Annotated in this window: 16 protein-coding genes and 2 pseudogenes; 7 read left to right on the top strand and 11 right to left on the bottom strand. The window is 72.0% G+C overall.

Translation table 11 applies throughout. The features are described from left to right. The first annotated feature begins 30 nt into the window (after positions 1 to 30). Together ACFYXS_RS32000 and ACFYXS_RS31995 are read left to right on the top strand one after the other, a co-directional pair. Positions 31 to 888 (top strand): SigB/SigF/SigG family RNA polymerase sigma factor, encoded by an 858-nt coding sequence (locus ACFYXS_RS32000; RefSeq protein WP_389254755.1) that lies wholly within the window; start codon positions 31 to 33, stop codon positions 886 to 888. A gap of 408 nt (positions 889 to 1,296) precedes the next feature. After that, complete coding sequence (locus ACFYXS_RS31995) at positions 1,297 to 2,304, top strand: serine protein kinase RIO (RefSeq protein ID WP_389254508.1); 1,008 nt, start codon at positions 1,297 to 1,299, stop codon at positions 2,302 to 2,304. Between the two features lie 594 nt (positions 2,305 to 2,898). Here ACFYXS_RS31995 and ACFYXS_RS31990 read toward each other — a convergent pair. From ACFYXS_RS31990 to ACFYXS_RS31965, 6 genes and pseudogenes are all read right to left on the bottom strand, one after another. Further along, a pseudogene (locus ACFYXS_RS31990) lies at positions 2,899 to 2,982 on the bottom strand (DUF6131 family protein); the annotation flags it as partial. A gap of 113 nt (positions 2,983 to 3,095) precedes the next feature. After that, on the bottom strand, positions 3,096 to 3,707 hold the full coding sequence (locus tag ACFYXS_RS31985) for an alkaline shock response membrane anchor protein AmaP (protein WP_389254506.1): 612 nt from the start codon (positions 3,705 to 3,707) through the stop codon (positions 3,096 to 3,098). 38 nt (positions 3,708 to 3,745) lie between these two features. Beyond that, positions 3,746 to 4,213, bottom strand: coding sequence for a DUF6286 domain-containing protein (locus ACFYXS_RS31980; RefSeq protein ID WP_389254504.1), 468 nt, complete (start codon positions 4,211 to 4,213; stop codon positions 3,746 to 3,748). Between the two features lie 286 nt (positions 4,214 to 4,499). Next, positions 4,500 to 4,901 (bottom strand): Asp23/Gls24 family envelope stress response protein, encoded by a 402-nt coding sequence (locus ACFYXS_RS31975; protein WP_389254502.1) that lies wholly within the window; start codon positions 4,899 to 4,901, stop codon positions 4,500 to 4,502. Between the two features lie 113 nt (positions 4,902 to 5,014). Continuing rightward, positions 5,015 to 5,194, bottom strand: a pseudogene (locus tag ACFYXS_RS31970) (hypothetical protein); the annotation flags it as partial. Between the two features lie 88 nt (positions 5,195 to 5,282). Further along, entirely contained in the window at positions 5,283 to 5,768 is a 486-nt protein-coding gene (locus ACFYXS_RS31965; RefSeq protein ID WP_389254753.1) for an Asp23/Gls24 family envelope stress response protein, read from the bottom strand. 227 nt (positions 5,769 to 5,995) lie between these two features. Between ACFYXS_RS31965 and ACFYXS_RS31960 the strand changes: the two genes are divergently transcribed. From ACFYXS_RS31960 to ACFYXS_RS31950, 3 genes are read left to right on the top strand one after another with little or no spacing between them, the layout of a single operon-like run. Then, complete coding sequence (locus ACFYXS_RS31960) at positions 5,996 to 6,589, top strand: RNA polymerase sigma factor (RefSeq protein WP_389254500.1); 594 nt, start codon at positions 5,996 to 5,998, stop codon at positions 6,587 to 6,589. After that, on the top strand, positions 6,580 to 7,269 hold the full coding sequence (locus ACFYXS_RS31955; protein ID WP_389254498.1) for a hypothetical protein: 690 nt from the start codon (positions 6,580 to 6,582) through the stop codon (positions 7,267 to 7,269). The genes ACFYXS_RS31960 and ACFYXS_RS31955 overlap by 10 nt, the downstream gene beginning before the upstream one ends. Further along, positions 7,266 to 7,628 carry a hypothetical protein gene (locus ACFYXS_RS31950; protein WP_389254496.1) on the top strand — a complete coding sequence of 121 codons (363 nt, stop codon included), beginning with the start codon at positions 7,266 to 7,268 and terminating at the stop codon, positions 7,626 to 7,628. Before ACFYXS_RS31955 ends, ACFYXS_RS31950 begins: the two co-directional genes overlap by 4 nt. Before the next feature lie 424 nt (positions 7,629 to 8,052). Here the strand turns inward: ACFYXS_RS31950 and ACFYXS_RS31945 are convergent, their stop codons facing one another. Next, the gene (locus tag ACFYXS_RS31945; protein ID WP_389254494.1) at positions 8,053 to 9,459 is read right to left on the bottom strand and encodes a PLP-dependent aminotransferase family protein; all 1,407 of its coding nucleotides are present in this window, start codon (positions 9,457 to 9,459) and stop codon (positions 8,053 to 8,055) included. Between the two features lie 47 nt (positions 9,460 to 9,506). Here ACFYXS_RS31945 and ACFYXS_RS31940 point away from each other — a divergent pair, with 47 nt between their 5' ends. Next, positions 9,507 to 10,709: an MFS transporter gene (locus ACFYXS_RS31940; RefSeq protein ID WP_389254492.1), complete on the top strand. Its 1,203-nt coding sequence runs from the start codon at positions 9,507 to 9,509 to the stop codon at positions 10,707 to 10,709. Positions 10,710 to 10,875: 166 nt separating this feature from the next. Here the strand turns inward: ACFYXS_RS31940 and ACFYXS_RS31935 are convergent, their stop codons facing one another. From ACFYXS_RS31935 to ACFYXS_RS31920, 4 genes are all read right to left on the bottom strand, one after another. Next, positions 10,876 to 11,178 carry a carotenoid oxygenase family protein gene (locus ACFYXS_RS31935; protein ID WP_389254750.1) on the bottom strand — a complete coding sequence of 101 codons (303 nt, stop codon included), beginning with the start codon at positions 11,176 to 11,178 and terminating at the stop codon, positions 10,876 to 10,878. A 90-nt stretch (positions 11,179 to 11,268) separates the two neighbouring features. Beyond that, the gene (locus ACFYXS_RS31930; RefSeq protein ID WP_389254490.1) at positions 11,269 to 11,829 is read right to left on the bottom strand and encodes a hemerythrin domain-containing protein; all 561 of its coding nucleotides are present in this window, start codon (positions 11,827 to 11,829) and stop codon (positions 11,269 to 11,271) included. A gap of 280 nt (positions 11,830 to 12,109) precedes the next feature. Next, positions 12,110 to 13,300, bottom strand: coding sequence for a zinc-dependent alcohol dehydrogenase (locus tag ACFYXS_RS31925; protein WP_389254488.1), 1,191 nt, complete (start codon positions 13,298 to 13,300; stop codon positions 12,110 to 12,112). 126 nt (positions 13,301 to 13,426) lie between these two features. After that, positions 13,427 to 14,293: an SDR family oxidoreductase gene (locus ACFYXS_RS31920; RefSeq protein WP_389254486.1), complete on the bottom strand. Its 867-nt coding sequence runs from the start codon at positions 14,291 to 14,293 to the stop codon at positions 13,427 to 13,429. A gap of 117 nt (positions 14,294 to 14,410) precedes the next feature. Here ACFYXS_RS31920 and ACFYXS_RS31915 point away from each other — a divergent pair, with 117 nt between their 5' ends. Further along, positions 14,411 to 14,866 (top strand): SRPBCC family protein, encoded by a 456-nt coding sequence (locus ACFYXS_RS31915; RefSeq protein WP_389254484.1) that lies wholly within the window; start codon positions 14,411 to 14,413, stop codon positions 14,864 to 14,866.

The raw sequence follows: 14,866 nt of genomic DNA, 5'->3' as shown, positions 1-14,866 counted from the left end.
GTGACGGAATCCACGCAGCAGGCCACGAGCATCATCGAACGCTCCGGTGGACTCCTCGGCACGCGTGCCCTTCAGGAAACGGGTCTGCCCTGGATCGAGAACGCCGGCAATGTGGCGCCCAAGGACGCCCGCCAATTGTCGAAGCTGTTCTTCGACCGGCTGCAGAGCCTTGAAGAAGGCACAGCGGAGTACGGCTACGCGCGCAGCACGCTGATCGAGATGAACATGTGCCTGGTCAACTTCGCCGCCCGTCGCTTCCGCGGCCGTGGCCCCGGGGAGCAGGAGGACATCCTGCAGGTCGGCACCATCGGCCTGATCAAGGCCATCGACCGGTTCGACCTGAGCCGCGAGGTGGAGTTCACGACCTTCGCCGTCCCCTACATCGTCGGCGAGATGAAGCGGTTCTTCCGCGACACCTCCTGGGCCGTCCATGTGCCGCGACGCCTGCAGGAGTTGCGGGTGGAGCTGGCCAAGGCCCGTGACCACCTCACCACCGTCCTGGACGCCCCGCCCACTGTGGCGGAACTGGCGGCATACCTGGAGATCGGCGAGGAGCAGGTCATCGAGGGCATGGTCGCCGCCAACGGCTACACGGCGGGCTCCCTCGACCTGCCCGTCGGCGACGACGGCGACGAGGGCGGCCACTCCTACGCCGACACCATCGGTGCCTGCGACCCGGCGATGGATAAGGTCGAGGACATCCGGGCACTCGCCCCCATGCTGGATGATCTGGACGAACGTGAACGTGTCCTCCTGGAGATGCGCTTCGGCCAGGAGATGACCCAGGCCCGGATCGGTGCCGAACTGGGGCTCTCGCAGATGCACGTCTCCAGGCTGCTCTCGCGACTGCTGTCCAAGCTGCGTGCCGGAATGCTCGCCGAAGCCTGAGCCCGCTCTCCGGCATGAGCCGTGAACGCCTGAGGCCGGTCCCGCGACGACTGCTGTCGCGGGACCGGCCTGTGCCGGGACGGCTCAGCCCAGGTAGAAGTCTCTGGGCGGCTCCGGGCAGACCGGACCCCAGCCGTACGGATTGACCGGGGCTGGCCGCCGTCGGCCGAAAGAAATCGGTTGCGCGGCGTGCGGTGCTCGCTAAGATCTTGCCGTTCCTGGAGTGCCGGGCGTGGAGAACCGCCCGGTGGTGACGAGAGAGGAGGTGCGTCCTCGTGGATGCCGCCGTGACGCGGCGCGCTCGTGTGTGCGCGCCAGACGCCTTGTCTCGTTACCTTCCCACCGGCTGACGGCGCGCGTTTCGCCGACGCGCCTCGCGGTGGGTCCTTCCCACAGGAGATCACCCCAGTGCGTGAGCGCTTTGCCGACGGCGAGTCCTTCGCCCGTATCCGCCCCAAGGGCAACAACCGACACAATCACCGCGACGAAGAGGCCTTCGAGGAGGCCTTCTCCGAGTACGCGGCACGCTGGACCCCGGACGTCGGCGGTGCCCGCAGCACGCCGGACGCCTTTGCCGAAGCCGACGAGGACACCTGCGAGGACGCGGACGCCGACACCTCGCCCGACGGGCCTCCCCAGGGCGACCGCTGGTCCACCTGGGATCAGTCGACGCCGACTGAGAAGGGCCCCGAGCCGCGCCCCGCGTGGGTGGTGACGGACCTGGCCGCCGTCGACACCGAACTCGGCATCGTGAAGACGGGCAAGGAGGCCGACGTGTTCCTGATCGAACGGGCCGTGCCCGGGACCGACCGCCGCACCCTGATGGCCGCCAAGCGCTATCGCGACGGGCAGCACCGCATGTTCCACCGCGACTCCGGATACCTGGAGGGGCGTTCCCACAAGGAGTCCCGGGTCAGCCGGGCCATGGCCAAGCGCACGGCCTTCGGCAAGGAGGCCATCGCCGGACAGTGGGCCGGCGCCGAGTTCGGGGCGCTGTGCCGGCTGTGGTCGTCGGGGGCGGCCGTGCCCTACCCCGTGCAGATCCTGGGGACCGAGATCCTGATGGAGTTCATCGGGGACCGGTCGGGGACGGCCGCACCGCGCCTCGCCCAGGTACGCCCGCACGAAGCCGATCTGGACGACCTGTGGGAGCAGCTCGGGCGCAGTCTGTCGCTGCTCGCGCGTGACGGCTACGCGCACGGCGACCTGTCCGCCTACAACATCCTGGTCCACGAGGGCCGCCTGGTCGTCATCGACGTGCCCCAGATCGTCGACGTCATCGCCAACCCGCGGGGCCGATCCTTCCTGGAGCGCGATGTCCGCAACGTCGGCGCCTGGTTCGTCTCCAGGGGCCTCGCGGAGCGACGCGTCGAGGAACTGGCGCAGACGCTGGCCTTCGACGCACGCCTCGACTGAACGCCGTTGCCACAACGGCGTGTTCGCGGCGGCCGAGCACGCCGACGCGAGCCGGACCCGGGAGCGACTCCCGGGTCCGGGCAGGCGCACCGCCAGCCGCCGGGCGGCCGACCGCTGCCGCACGATTTATGGGAGTCCGCCCGGGCAGGTGCGGTTCGGGCGCTACGGACAGGCGGGCCGCGGCGAGTTCTCGAGTTCGGCGATCATGAGGCGTCGGCCGCAGGCGTGTACACCGACGGAATCGCCGGGATCCCAACTGCCGGGCGGGGAAAGGACGGCGGCGCCGGTCGCGTCGTCGGCTGCCGCGACTTGCGAGGCCCCTTCTGGCGTGCCGGTGTGGGAGCAGACGGCGGGGGTAGCCGTTCAGAGTGCGACGATGCCGCGGGTCCGCCGCGGTGGTGATTCCCCAGGCGTCGCACGGGCGCGGCCCCGTCCGCTACAGAGGTGGGCGGAGCTGCGGTCGCGCTGCCGTTCGCGTACCCGCTCGCGCACTGACGGTTCGAGGGTGCGGCGGGGCAGCCATGAGAAGATGCGCTCGGACCGCCGCACCGTCCTCGCGAGGGCGATCTCAGCCGCGGACGATCCCGACTCCCCGTAGTGGCGTCGACCGGCGACGGCGTGTCCCATCGCGCCCAGGACCCACACGATGGCGCCGATGACGAGCAGGATGACTCCGAGAACGATCATGGCGTTCTCCGTCGGACGGTGTCGCCTCAGCTGAACGCCTTCCCGCCGGCAAAGGTGGCAGCGACGGGAGTCGAGACGTTCAGTCTTCCTGGGACGGCCTCGGCCTACTCGACGCGGTGCGGCCGGCGGCGGGCGACGTACAGACGGGTGCGGGTGGGCAGCTGTTCCCAGCCGGCGGATCGGCGGGCTCGTTCCACCGGTCCGTCGTGCAGGCCGGCCAGTACCTGGGCGGGGGTGCTGTCGGGATCGAGGGTGAGATCGATGCGGCCCTCGGCGTGTGCGGCCCTGCCCGCCATCCGTGCCGTGGCCTTGCGGACGCCTGGCAGGCGCCCGGCGTCGGTCGCGAGTGCGTCGCTCAGTGCCCTGTCCCTTACTCGGACACCTTCGGCGGGGGAGGCTCCGCCCACTGAGACGGGACCGGGACGGTGCCGTCGCAGTTGCGCCAGCAGCCACCACAGGCCGAGCAGAACGGCGACGATCAGGGCGGCGATGACGGCCGGCCACCACCACCATCCCTGCCCGGACCAGGCGATCCGGTCCGCGTGGCTGAGCAGGACCTGGTGCGGGGAGGTCAGGGGCCAGCCGTCGGGGGGTGCGAGATCCCATCTGCGATACGCGTTGAGTCCTGCGGCGAGCACCAAAAGCCCTCCGGTCAGCAGTACGAAGCCTGCCGTGGCGAGCAGCGTCCGGTTGACCTTGGCTTGTGTGTCCATCATCCGTCCTCCATTTCACGTGGTCTCGGCTGTGCGGCCGGCTACTTCATGTGCCGTGCGCGGACTCTCGGCTTCGGGCTGTGGGCCAGGGCGAGTCGATTGCGCTGCTCGTCCCTGACGGCGGCGACGATCTCGCCCTTGACGTCATGCGGGTCGCGGAAGCGCACGTCCGCTCGCACCTTGGTGTGGTGCCGGCGCACCCGGACCCGGGCCCGACTCACTCCGGGGACCCGCAGGGTGGCGTCACGCAGCAACTGGGCCGCGCTGTCGCGGTCCAGTGCGGCGAGGGTCCGGCCGCGGCCGGCGGGCACTTGGAGCGGGAGCCCGCGCCGCAGGCCGGGAGTGAGCGCGAGCACGATCAACCACAGGCCGAGGGCGGCTGCGGCGGCAGCGCCGGCGAGCATCCACACATCGTCAAGAGGACGGCTCGCCAGCTCGTCGAAGAGCCCTTTGCGCCAGGCCGCGGCCGGTTGTCCGGCCCGCACCTGTACGACGTCGAACAACAGCATCCCGGCGCAGAACACCATCACCAGCGCGGCGAGCGTGGCAGGTGTCCGGCGCGCGGACCACAGCCGCCGCGAGGGCTTCTGCCTCGCGGCGGTTCCCGCGGGGCCGCGGCCGGGCGGGGACAAGTCACGCCCGGGCCCCACGGTCGCCGCGCGCCGCGTCTTCGAGGTCGCCGCGGGGGATTGCGGTGGACGGGGTTCGGGGACGGGGGCGGGGACCGCGGATTCTTGTCGGGGATTCATGACACTCCTTGCATCGCTCCTTGTTCGGCGGGGGCGACCCGCCGTGTCATCGGACTCTTCCGCCTTCCGGGCCCTCGAACGGGACGAGCCGGCGCACGGTCAGCGTGACCTCGTCGACGTTCAGCCCGGTCAACCGGGCGACCCGTTCGGCGATGTCATCGCGCATCTGCGATCCGGTCCGCGCGAGGTCGAGGGGATAGGGCAGATCCAGGGACAGGGCCAACCGTGCCGATCCGTGGTGCACGGCGGCCGATGCGCTGGGGGAACCGAGGGCCCTGCGGCCCGTCCGTCGGGTCGTGGCCTCGCGCGCCGCTCTGGCGGCGATCCGTTCCACCACCCTTTCGGGGATGTCGGTCGAGCCGCGCTCGGCCGGTGGGGGCAGGGAGTCTGTTCCCGTGTCCCGGTGCCGATTGGAGTCATGGACCGGAAGGGTCGGCTGCGCGGTCATAGCACCCGACTCCGAGGCGGCGTCGAGTCATTCCTGGGGCGCCTGAAAGCCTGGTGACCGGTGCTGCTGCGCGGGCGCGGGAGGTCTCTTTCGCTCCGGTGGCTTCCCTCGTCACGCCTTCCGTCACGGCGGTGGACGAAGTCGCCGACCACGAGGTCGCCTTGCGCGAAGCAGCCGATGATCAGACCGAGTGCTCCAAGGACGGCCACGACCAAGAACGCTCCGAAACCGCCGAAGTAGCCGGCGAAGCCGAGTGCCATACCTGACACCAGGCCCAGTGCTGCTGTGCTCATCTCTCACTCACCCGTTTCATCGAGTGTGTCGTCCCGGCACACGGTCCGGCGCGACGCAGGCCGCGACCGGCCGAATGCGCCGGGCAGTTCACGACACGCGGCCTTCGGCTTGGGGCGGCTCGTCGTCCTCTTCGTCAGGGAGGTGGACGTCGTCGACGGTGATGTTCACCTCGACGACCTCCAGGCCGGTCATGCGCTCCACCGACGTGATCACATCGGTGCGGACCTCGGCGGCCACGTCCACGATGGAAATGCCGTACTCGACGACGACGTCGAGGTCGATGGCGGCCTGCCGTTCGCCGACCTCCACGGTCACGCCGCGGCCGACGCCGGGGCGTCCGCCCGGGACCCGGTCCCGTACGGCTCCGATGGCCCTGGCCATCCCGGTGCCGAGATTGTGGATGCCCGGTACTTCCCGGGTGGCCATCGCCGCGATCTTCTCCACGACGCTGTCCGTGATGGTGGTCTGGCCCCGGCTGTCGGCCGGGCAGTCGCCGCCGCGGCCGCCCTGGAGGATCGATCCGGCGCTGGCGGCCTGGTCGTTGGCGAACAGCGGGCGGCTGGTCGTGTCCATCATGAGGAACTCCTTGGTCAATGCGGGCACCGGATCGGTGCCCGTCAAAGGATTGGACCCGCTCCAGCGGCAATCGTCACGGAATTTCGTAATTCATGTCATATAGACTGAATGGTGCGGTGTTTTCGAAGGTTCGCCGTGCGCGTTCCGGCGCTGACCGTGCCGACCGAACGGGCACGCTTCTCGGGACAGCCGCTGGACGGCCCCCGACACCCAGGGGAGCGGCCGTGCAGGAACAGGAGGCACCCACGCCACCCGAGCGGCCGGACGTCGATGCGCAGGGTGGACCGGACTGGGTGCTGGCCGTACGGGCCGGTGAAGGCGACGACGACGCCTTCGCCGTCCTGGTGCGTCGGCACAGCGCCTCCATGCTCGCGCTGGCCCACCATCTGCTCGGGAACTCCTCGGACGCCGAGGACGCCGTCCAGGACGCCTTCATCAGTGCCTGGCGGCGGCTGCCGCAGTTCCGGGGCGACGCGGCGTTCCGTACGTGGATGTATCGCATTGTCACCAACAGGTGCCTCAACGTTCTCCGCCGCCGGACGACCGCCGTGCCCCTGGACACCGTCCCCGAGCCCGCCACCGGCAATACCGGATCAGGACCCCCTGGCGCCGCAGAGAGCGCCGCCGCCACCGCCGCCCTGGCCCACGCGCTTTCCCGGTTGAACCCCGAGCAGCGCGCCTGCTGGGTGCTGCGCGAACTGCACGGCCTGCACTACGAGGAAATCGCACAGATCGTGGGCGCCAGTGAACAGACCGTACGAGGCAGGCTCTTTCGAGCCAGGCGCTCCCTGATGAAGGAGATGGCCCCATGGCGCTAGAAGACCCGAATGCGCGGCCCTCCGCGGCCGAGCCGCCGCCGGCCGGCGCCGAGGGTGCCGACCCGCCTCGGGGCGCTGACGCCTCCCTGCTCACCGGTGATCAACTGCTGCCCTGCGGGCGTCCCCTCAGCCGCGCCTGGGAGCTCGCACGCGATGCCACTTCCACCACCGATCCGCACACCGCCGCCTGCCCCTACTGCCGGCAGGCCGTCGAGGGCCTTGCGGCCTTGGACGAGGCGATCGACGCCCTTTGCGCCCAGGAGCGCCCAAGCGCCCAGGCCATCGCCGACCGGGTGATCCGCACCGTCCGCGCCGAAATCCGCCTCGGCCGAATGCTGCCCCTGGACGACCCCGCCGGAGACCTTCGGATCGCCGAGACCGCGGCGGCGAAAGTCCTGCGCCGGGCCGCCGACACCGTCATCGGCGCGCAGATCGCCAGTCTGCGCATGACTCCCTCGGGAGAGGGCCCGGCCGTGCACATCGCCCTCACTCTGGCCGCCACGCCCGACCGGCCCCTGCCCGAGTACGCCGCCCGTGTACGCCAAGCCGTCCTCCACGCAGCGCACCGGACGCTCGGCCTGGCCATCAGCGGCGTCGATGTCACGATCACGGACCTGCTGGAGCCCGACGTCCCCACGGCCCGCGGCGAAGCCGATCTCCCGGAAGGCGAATTCCGATGACCCTCCTCCAAGCGATGAACCTCAACCAGGCCGCGGCCCATGCCGCCCTCGCCGTTCCCGGCGTGGCCGGACTGCAGCCCGGCCTCGGTTACCGGCTCGCCAATGCCGCCGCCCGCGCCCAGCGGCACATCGGCGTCGCCGCCCGGCCCCCCGAAGCGGGCATCCGGGTCGAACGCACACTCCAGCCGTCAGGCTGGCACGTGGAAGTGCGCTGCATTCTCAACCAAGAGCGCCGCGCGCTGGACACCGCTCGCGACGTCCGTCGACAGGTGCGGTCCGCGGTCACCGAACACCTGGCCCGCAAGGGCACACCGGAACCGGTCACCATCCTGGTGACCGTCACCGGTTCGACGCCATGACCCGTCGGCTGTTCGCGGCATCCAGGGGTCATGGCCAGGGCGTGAGCAGATCCCGACTGTCCGTCAGTTTCGGCCGCGGGGGGCCCGGGGGCTCATCGTGTGCGTGGCCAGGCGGCGGCCTGCCGGGCTGTGATCAGCGCATTGAAGCCCGCCCGGTCGAAGCAGGCCCCGGCCCCCTGGACAGGCGCGCGGTGCCCTGGTGACGCGGCGTTCCAGGTCTGCCGTGCACGGCGTCGACTTCTCCGGTGATCGCGGCCATCGCCGGGCCGGCTTGCGGGGCGTGAGGCGGAGCATCGGCCGGGCGCCGAAGCGATCCATCCCTCCAGCGGGCGCATACACGGGCAACCGCGTCAGCACGCGATGACGCGGCCTCGCCCGCGCCCACGTTGCTGAGGCCGTGGGACGGCCCGGGGGGGAGCGGGGATCAGCCGGCCAGCAGGTCGGCCACGGCGGCGATGCCCACCGCGATCGCGCGCTCGCTCACGTTCCCGAACCCCAGCACGAGACGGGCCCCGCCGGTGCCGGCCGGCGCAGAGCGGTTGGCCGCCATCCCGTACAGGCCCACCCGCCGACCGTGGGCCTCCGCCACTACGTGTGCCTCGTCGCAGCCCGCACCGAGATGGGCCACGGCGTGGAAGCCGGCAGCGAGGCCGGTCAGGCGTACGCCGGGCGCGTGCGCCGCGAGCGCCTCGACCAGGGCGGCGCGCCGGGCCGCGTACACCGTCCGCATACGCCGCAGGTGACGGTCGTAGCGCCCGGAAGCGAGCAGTCGGGCGAGCGCGACCTGGTCCAGGGTCGGCGATCCGCGGTCGTCCCAGTCCTTGAAGGCCACGACGGACTCGATCAGCGCCGGCGGGCACAGCAGCCAGCCCAGCCGGAGTGCGGGCGCGAGCGACTTGCTCACCGTGCCGATGGCCACGACGCGGTCGGCGGCGAGGCCCTGCAGCGAGCCGACCGGCTCACGGTCGTAGCGGAATTCGGCGTCGTAGTCGTCCTCGATGACGAAGGCGTCACGGCGCTGCGCCCAGGCGATCAGCGCGCGGCGCCGTCCGGCGGCCATGACGACCCCCGTCGGCCACTGGTGCGCGGGGGTCACGAGGACCGCCCGCGCGCCGGTCGCCTCCAGTGCGCGCACGTCGATGCCGTCCTCGTCGACGGGCACCGGTACGGCGGTCATCCCGGCGTGCGCGGCAGCCAGGGACGTCGCACCGGCGGCGCCGGGGTCCTCATGGGCCAGGGTGCGGACACCGTGGGCGGCCAGCGCGCGGAGGACCAGCCTCAGTCCCTGGGCGTAGCCGGAGCAGATGACGGTCCGCGCGGGGTCGGCCGCGGCGGCGCGCACCCGTCGCTGGTATCCGGCGACCACCTCGCGCAGCGCGGGCGCGCCACGGGGCTCGCCGTAGTCGAGCGCGGCGGTCGGCAGGGCGCGGCCGGCCTCGCGCATCGCCCACAGCCAGTCGGTGAGTGGGAAGGAGCCGAGGTCGGGGACGCCGGACCGGAAGTCGGCGATGAGCCGGGGCACGGGGGGCTGTTCAGGGTCCGGGGCGGGCTGCGGGCAGGCGCGGGCCGCGACGGTGGTGGCCGCGCCGACCCGGGTGGTGAGGTAGCCCTCGGCCCGCAACTGGGCGAAGCAGTCCTGGACCAGTCCGCGGGATGTGCCCAGTCGGCGGGCCAGTTCCCGTGAGGACGGGAGCCGTTCGCCGACCTGGAGACGGCCGGCCCGGATGGCGTCCCTGATCTGGCGCTCCAGTTGCGCGCGCAGCCCTTCCGCGCTCTCCCGGTCCAGGGCGAGCAGCAGTTCCGGGGACAGACCGGACCACTCCAGCGGCATGGAATTGGAGCTTAGCCGGGGGCCGGCCGGCCTTTAGCGTCAACGGCATGACCCAGCCACCCAGTCACCGACCCGCCGCCACGGCCGCGGGGACCGCACGCCTGCCGGGCGCACTCGCCGCGCCTGCCCGTCCTCCGCTGATGACGCGGCAGTTGCTGCTGCGCTTCGTGACGGTGATCGGCGCCTCCGCGAGCTTCTTCCTGCTGCTGTCGGTGGTGCCGCTGTACGCGCAGCGCAGCGGCGGTGACGCGGGCCTGGCCACAGGCGCGTTGATGCTCGCCACAGTCGGCGGCGAGTTGGCCACGCCGCGCCTCGTCGCCTGGTACGGCTACCGGTTGGCGCTCACCGCGGGGCTGGCGTTGCTCGGTGCGCCCGCACTGGTGCTGACCTTCGGGCACGGCATGGCGTGGATCACTGCGGTGTGCCTGCTGCGGGGGCTGGGCTTCGCGCTCACCGTCGTCGCCGGCGGCGCTCTGACGGCCTCGCTGATCCCGGCCGAACGGCGCGGCGAAGGGCTGGCGCTGGTCGGGATCGTGTCGGGTGTGCCGTCCCTGGTGGGCCTGCCGCTGGGCGTGTGGCTGGCCTCGCACGTGGGGTTCACGCCGGTGTGCGTGGGGGGCGGGGTGGCGGCCCTGGCCGCGATGGTGGTGGTGCCGGGGCTGCCCGGGCGGGAACGGGCCGCGGGCGCGGACCGGGACACCGGGGTCGTCGCGGGCCTGCGCAACGGGGCCCTGGCCCGTCCCACCGCCGTGTTCGCGGCGACCGCGCTGGGTGCGGGGATCATCGTCACGTTCCTACCGGTCGCCGTCCCCGCGGCGCTGTCCGGGCTGGTGGCCGCAGCGCTGTTCGCCCAGCCCGCGACGGCCACCGCGGCCCGCTGGTTCGCCGGGCGGTTCGGCGACCGCCACGGCCCGGGCCGCCTGGTGCTCCCAGGCCTGCTGGCGTCGTCGGCGGGCTTGCTGGTGACAGCGGTGACGAGCAGTCCGGTGGCGGTGCTGGCCGGGGTCGCGCTCTTCGGCGCGGGCTTCGGGGTGGCGCAGAACGCCACGCTGACGCTGATGTACGCGCGGGTGCCGGAATCCGGGTACGGAACGGTCAGCGCGCTGTGGAACGTCGCCTACGACGGCGGGATGGGCCTGGGCGCCGTCGGCTTCGGGGCGACGGCGGCCCGTACCGGCTACCCGGCTGCCTTCGCGCTCGCCGCCGCCGTGATGCTGGTGGCCCTCGCTCCGGCGTGGCGTGACCGCTGAGCTGCCGGCCGCGCCGTTTCGGTCCGCCCGGTCGCATCCGGGGTGCGCAGCGGGCGACGGGTTCGGGCTCACGCGCCTGCGCGGTGGTGGCGCCGGATCGCCGGGTTCGGGAGGGCGGTCCGGCGAAGGCCGAGCGGTTGAAGGAGCGATGGCCGCCGGTGGGCGGTCAACTCGTGAGGTCGTTGTCGTTGATCCAGTTCCCGTGGAAGCCGAACGGCACACGGCCGGGCGGGTGCACCCTCGCGACCGGGGCGGCGTCGAGGTCGGCCGCTTCGAGGACGACCAGTTCGGCACGGTCGGCGTTGGCGTCGTGGACGACCGAGAGGATCCAGCCGTCGTCCTCGCACACGGCGTCCGGGCGGGGTACGAACGCGGGCTCCATCGTGACCCGGCAGGGGCCGTAGTCGTGGAGCCCGGTGTTTCCGGTGCCGACTGGAAATCGTGCGCTCGAACTCGAAGCGGGGGGCAGGGCCGATCTTCGTGCGTTTCCGAAGCGGGCCGGGACACGGACGGCGAAGGGGGCCGGCAGTGGCCGGCCCCCTCTGCGCTCGCGCCTGGTTCAGGACTTGCCGCGTCCGGTGATCAGGTCCCGTGCCCGGTCGACGAGGCCCGTGCCGGGAGCGAGCAGCTTGTTGGCGGGAGGCGTGTCCGGCGCACTGGGGTGCGGCCGCGTCGGGGCGACCTTCTTGGCCCGGCGGACCTGGTCGCCCAGCTCCATGAGCCGTTCGGGCGAGCAGGCCTGCGCCAGGCTGGGGAAGAGCAGCCGCTCCTCCTCCCGAAGGTGCTCCGCGACGTCGGTGATCAGCTTCTGCACGAGGACGTCGAACTGCGCGTCGTCCACGTCGACGCTCTCCAGGTCCTTGAGGACCTGTTCGACCTCGGCGTGTTCCTGGATCTCCTTGTCGGCGAGCGGGCCACCGCCGGGGACGTGCTCGCGCACCGCCGGGTAGAGGTACATCTCCTCGGCGACCGAGTGCCGCACGAGCTCGATGGTCACGCCGTCCAGGACGTCGCGTCGTTGCTTGTCGCCCGCGGGGAGAGCTCCCAGGCGGGCGAAGTACTGCACGACCTCGCGGTGGTCGGCCGTGAGTTCTGCGATGATGTTGCCGCCGTGTCCCATGAGAATCTCCTTTTGCGAGCGAATGTCTTCATCGCTCGGCTGCCCGGTCCTGCCGCGGTCGCGCGTGCGTCGCGCGGTCGGACGGGAGCCACGACGGCCAGTCGACGGTGAGCGGACCGCGGACCGCCTCGGGTGTGATCGGTCCCCGGCACCTGGTGGTCGATGGACACCGGGCCGATCAGCGCCCCGCAGCCCGCTCCCGTCGCGCCCGCGTCCTGAGGCCCGCGGGGAAGTGCCCTTGCCGTCGGAACTCACCGCTCGGAGGCACGGACTCGCCCCCTCAGGGCCGCATCAGTACCTTGATGGCGCCGTCGGCCTTCTTCTGGAACATCTCGTAGGCCTGTGCCGCCTGTTCAAGCGGTATGTGGTGTGTGGCGAAAGAGTCGACGCCCAAGGGGTCGGCGTCGGTGAGCAGCGGCAGGATCTCGTCGCTCCAGCGGTGGACGTTGGCCTGGCCCATGCGGAGCTGGATCTGCTTGTCGAACATGGTCATCATCGGCATGGGGTCGCTCATCCCGCCGTAGACGCCGCTCACCGATACGGTGCCGCCGCGCCGGACCATGTCGATGGCCAGGTGCAGCGCACCGAGGCGGTCGACGCCCGCGTACTCCATCAGCTTGGCGGCCCACTGCCGCGGGAGCACACCGGCCGCCTGCTGCGCGACCCGGCCCAGCGTGCTGCCGTGGGCCTCGGTGCCGACGGCGTCGATCACCGCGTCCGGGCCGCGGCCGCCGGTGGCGTCCTGGACGGCGGTGATCAGGCCGTCCGCGTCGTCGAACTCCTCCAGGTCGTACACCTCGACCCCGTCCTGCCGCGCCCGGGTCAGCCGCTCGGGCACGTGGTCGACGCCGATCACGCGCCCGGCGCCCAGATGACGTGCCACCCGGCAGCTCATCGCACCGATCGGCCCGAGGCCCAGGACGACGACGGACCCGCCGTCCGGGACGGCGGCGTACTTCACGGCCTGCCAGGCGGTGGGCAGCACGTCCGAGAGGTAGACGAACCGGTCGTCCGGCGGGCCGTCGGGCACCTTGATCGGCCCGAACTGGGCCTGCGGCACCCGCAGGTACTCGGCCTGGGCGCCGGGGACCCGGCCGTACAGCTTGGTGTAGCCGAACAGTGCGGCACCGCTGCCGAACTCGGTGACCTGTGTGGTCTCGCACTGGGTCGGCAGTCCCTCCCGGCACATGTAGCAGGTGCCGCAGGAGATCTGGAACGGCACCACGACCCGGTCGCCGGGGGAGAGGTTGCGGACATCGGAACCGGTCTCCTCCACGATGCCCATCGGCTCGTGACCGAGGATGTCCCCAGGCGTCATGTAGGGGGCCAGGACTTCGTACAGGTGCAGGTCGGAGCCGCACAGGCCGGTCGATGTGATGCGCACCACCGCATCCGTCGGCTTCTCGATGCGCGGGTCGGGCACCGTCTCGACCCTCACGTCACGCTTTCCGTGCCACACCGTCGCGCGCATGTCGATCACTCCTTTCGAACGTGGACGTCCGGCAGGACAGAAGGTTCGGCTACCCGAGGGGCGGCCCGCGAACCACGCGGCGGTCGCCGGAGCCGAGGACGTCCGGGACCGCGGCCCCCGCCGGCATCAGCCGGCGGCCCGGCCGCCCGGGCCGAGGAGCCCTGGGAAGGCGGTCTCCGGACGGGGTCCCGCGCTGCCCAGGACCTGCCGGGACCGCCAGGCGACCAGACCGGGCAGGAGTGCGCGGGCGGCCTGCACTCCGCGCACCCAGGGCTCGACGTACACGGAGGAGGATCGCCGTTCGATGCCGCGCACCAGCCGCTCCGCCGTGGGTTCCACGGGGTGGGCTCGGTTGGCCGGCCACGGCATCAGTGCACGCACCTCCCGCAGCGGCCCGTGGCGCCAGGCGTCCCGGATCCTTTCGGTGTCCGTCCAGCTGAGGTAGGCGATGCCCACGCCCACTCCACGGCCCGCGACCTCGCTGCGCAGACCGTGGGCGAAGGTCTCGACCCCCGACTTGGACGCGCAGTACGCGGACATCAGCGGGGCGGCGCCGATGGCGGCCAGACTCGAGATCTGCAGGTAGTAGCCGCGGGCGGCGAGGAGTCCGGGGAGGAAGGCGCGGGCGGTCAGCGCGCTGCCGATGACGTTGACCTCCACGACGCGCCGCCAGACCGTCATGTCCGAATCCTCGAACGGTCCCACCGTGGCGACACCGGCATTGGCGACGACCACGGACACCGGGCCGAACCGCCGCGTGACCTGGTCGGCCGCGTCCCGTAGGGCCCTCTCGTCCGTGACGTCCACGTGCCATGCCCTCGCCGAGCCGGGACCGGACTCCGCTGCGGCCATCAGTTCGTCCCGCTCGAGGCCCAGAAGCGCGACGTTCACCCCGCGTGCCATCAGGGCGTCGGCCACGGCCCGACCGACGCCGCGTGCGGCGCCGGTCACCACGGCGGTGCGGCCCGCCAGGACCGACCTGGAGCCTGCCATCGGACCATCCCCTTCCGGAGGTGAAATGTGATGAAAGTGACGATAGTGACATCAGTGGTGTGCCGGCTGTCCGGCGTCGGCGAGTGCCGGCGCGCCGGTCCGGGATCGGGAGGACGTATGGCCGTGAGGCACCGGCTGGTGGCCGGCACGGCGGAGGATGTCTGGGCCGTGCTGGCCGACGTCGACCGCTACGGGGAATGGGTCGTCGGGCCGTCGGGGTCCGAGCGGGGCGACGGCGACTGGCCGCAGGTCGGATCCAGCATCCGGTACACCGTGGAACTCGGGCCGATGAAGCTCAAGGGAACCACGGTCGTGCGGATCAGCCGGCCAGGTAGGCAACTGGAGCTGGAAGCCATGAGCGGATGGCTCGGCAGCGCCCGCATCGCCCTCGAGCTGCGGCCCTGGGCCGAGGACACCCTCGTCATCGTCGACGAGCATCCGCTGCGCGGTCCCGGCGGCATGCTGCACAACTCCTTGCTCGACGCGTTCCTCCAACTGCGCCACCGCAGCATGCTCAACAGACTGGCGCGCATGGTCGAGGAGCGCGTGGACCGGACCGTCTCCGGGACATGA

This window comes from Streptomyces sp. NPDC002574, from assembly GCF_042889545.1.
Classification (GTDB): domain Bacteria; phylum Actinomycetota; class Actinomycetes; order Streptomycetales; family Streptomycetaceae; genus Actinacidiphila.
This window is presented reverse-complemented; position numbering and strand designations above follow the sequence as displayed.

Coding starts and splice junctions, on each gene's coding strand:
- ACFYXS_RS31975 (WP_389254502.1), bottom strand. CDS start 4,901: ATGACCGCGCAGCCGACCCTTCCGGTCCATGACTCCAATCGGCACCGG.
- ACFYXS_RS31925 (WP_389254488.1), bottom strand. CDS start 13,300: ATGCGCGCGACGGTGTGGCACGGAAAGCGTGACGTGAGGGTCGAGACG.
- ACFYXS_RS31965 (WP_389254753.1), bottom strand. CDS start 5,768: ATGGACACGACCAGCCGCCCGCTGTTCGCCAACGACCAGGCCGCCAGC.
- ACFYXS_RS31920 (WP_389254486.1), bottom strand. CDS start 14,293: ATGGCAGGCTCCAGGTCGGTCCTGGCGGGCCGCACCGCCGTGGTGACC.
- ACFYXS_RS31930 (WP_389254490.1), bottom strand. CDS start 11,829: ATGGGACACGGCGGCAACATCATCGCAGAACTCACGGCCGACCACCGC.
- ACFYXS_RS31940 (WP_389254492.1), top strand. CDS start 9,507: ATGACCCAGCCACCCAGTCACCGACCCGCCGCCACGGCCGCGGGGACC.
- ACFYXS_RS31950 (WP_389254496.1), top strand. CDS start 7,266: ATGACCCTCCTCCAAGCGATGAACCTCAACCAGGCCGCGGCCCATGCC.
- ACFYXS_RS31985 (WP_389254506.1), bottom strand. CDS start 3,707: ATGATGGACACACAAGCCAAGGTCAACCGGACGCTGCTCGCCACGGCA.
- ACFYXS_RS31915 (WP_389254484.1), top strand. CDS start 14,411: ATGGCCGTGAGGCACCGGCTGGTGGCCGGCACGGCGGAGGATGTCTGG.
- ACFYXS_RS31955 (WP_389254498.1), top strand. CDS start 6,580: ATGGCGCTAGAAGACCCGAATGCGCGGCCCTCCGCGGCCGAGCCGCCG.
- ACFYXS_RS31945 (WP_389254494.1), bottom strand. CDS start 9,459: ATGCCGCTGGAGTGGTCCGGTCTGTCCCCGGAACTGCTGCTCGCCCTG.
- ACFYXS_RS31980 (WP_389254504.1), bottom strand. CDS start 4,213: ATGCTGTTGTTCGACGTCGTACAGGTGCGGGCCGGACAACCGGCCGCG.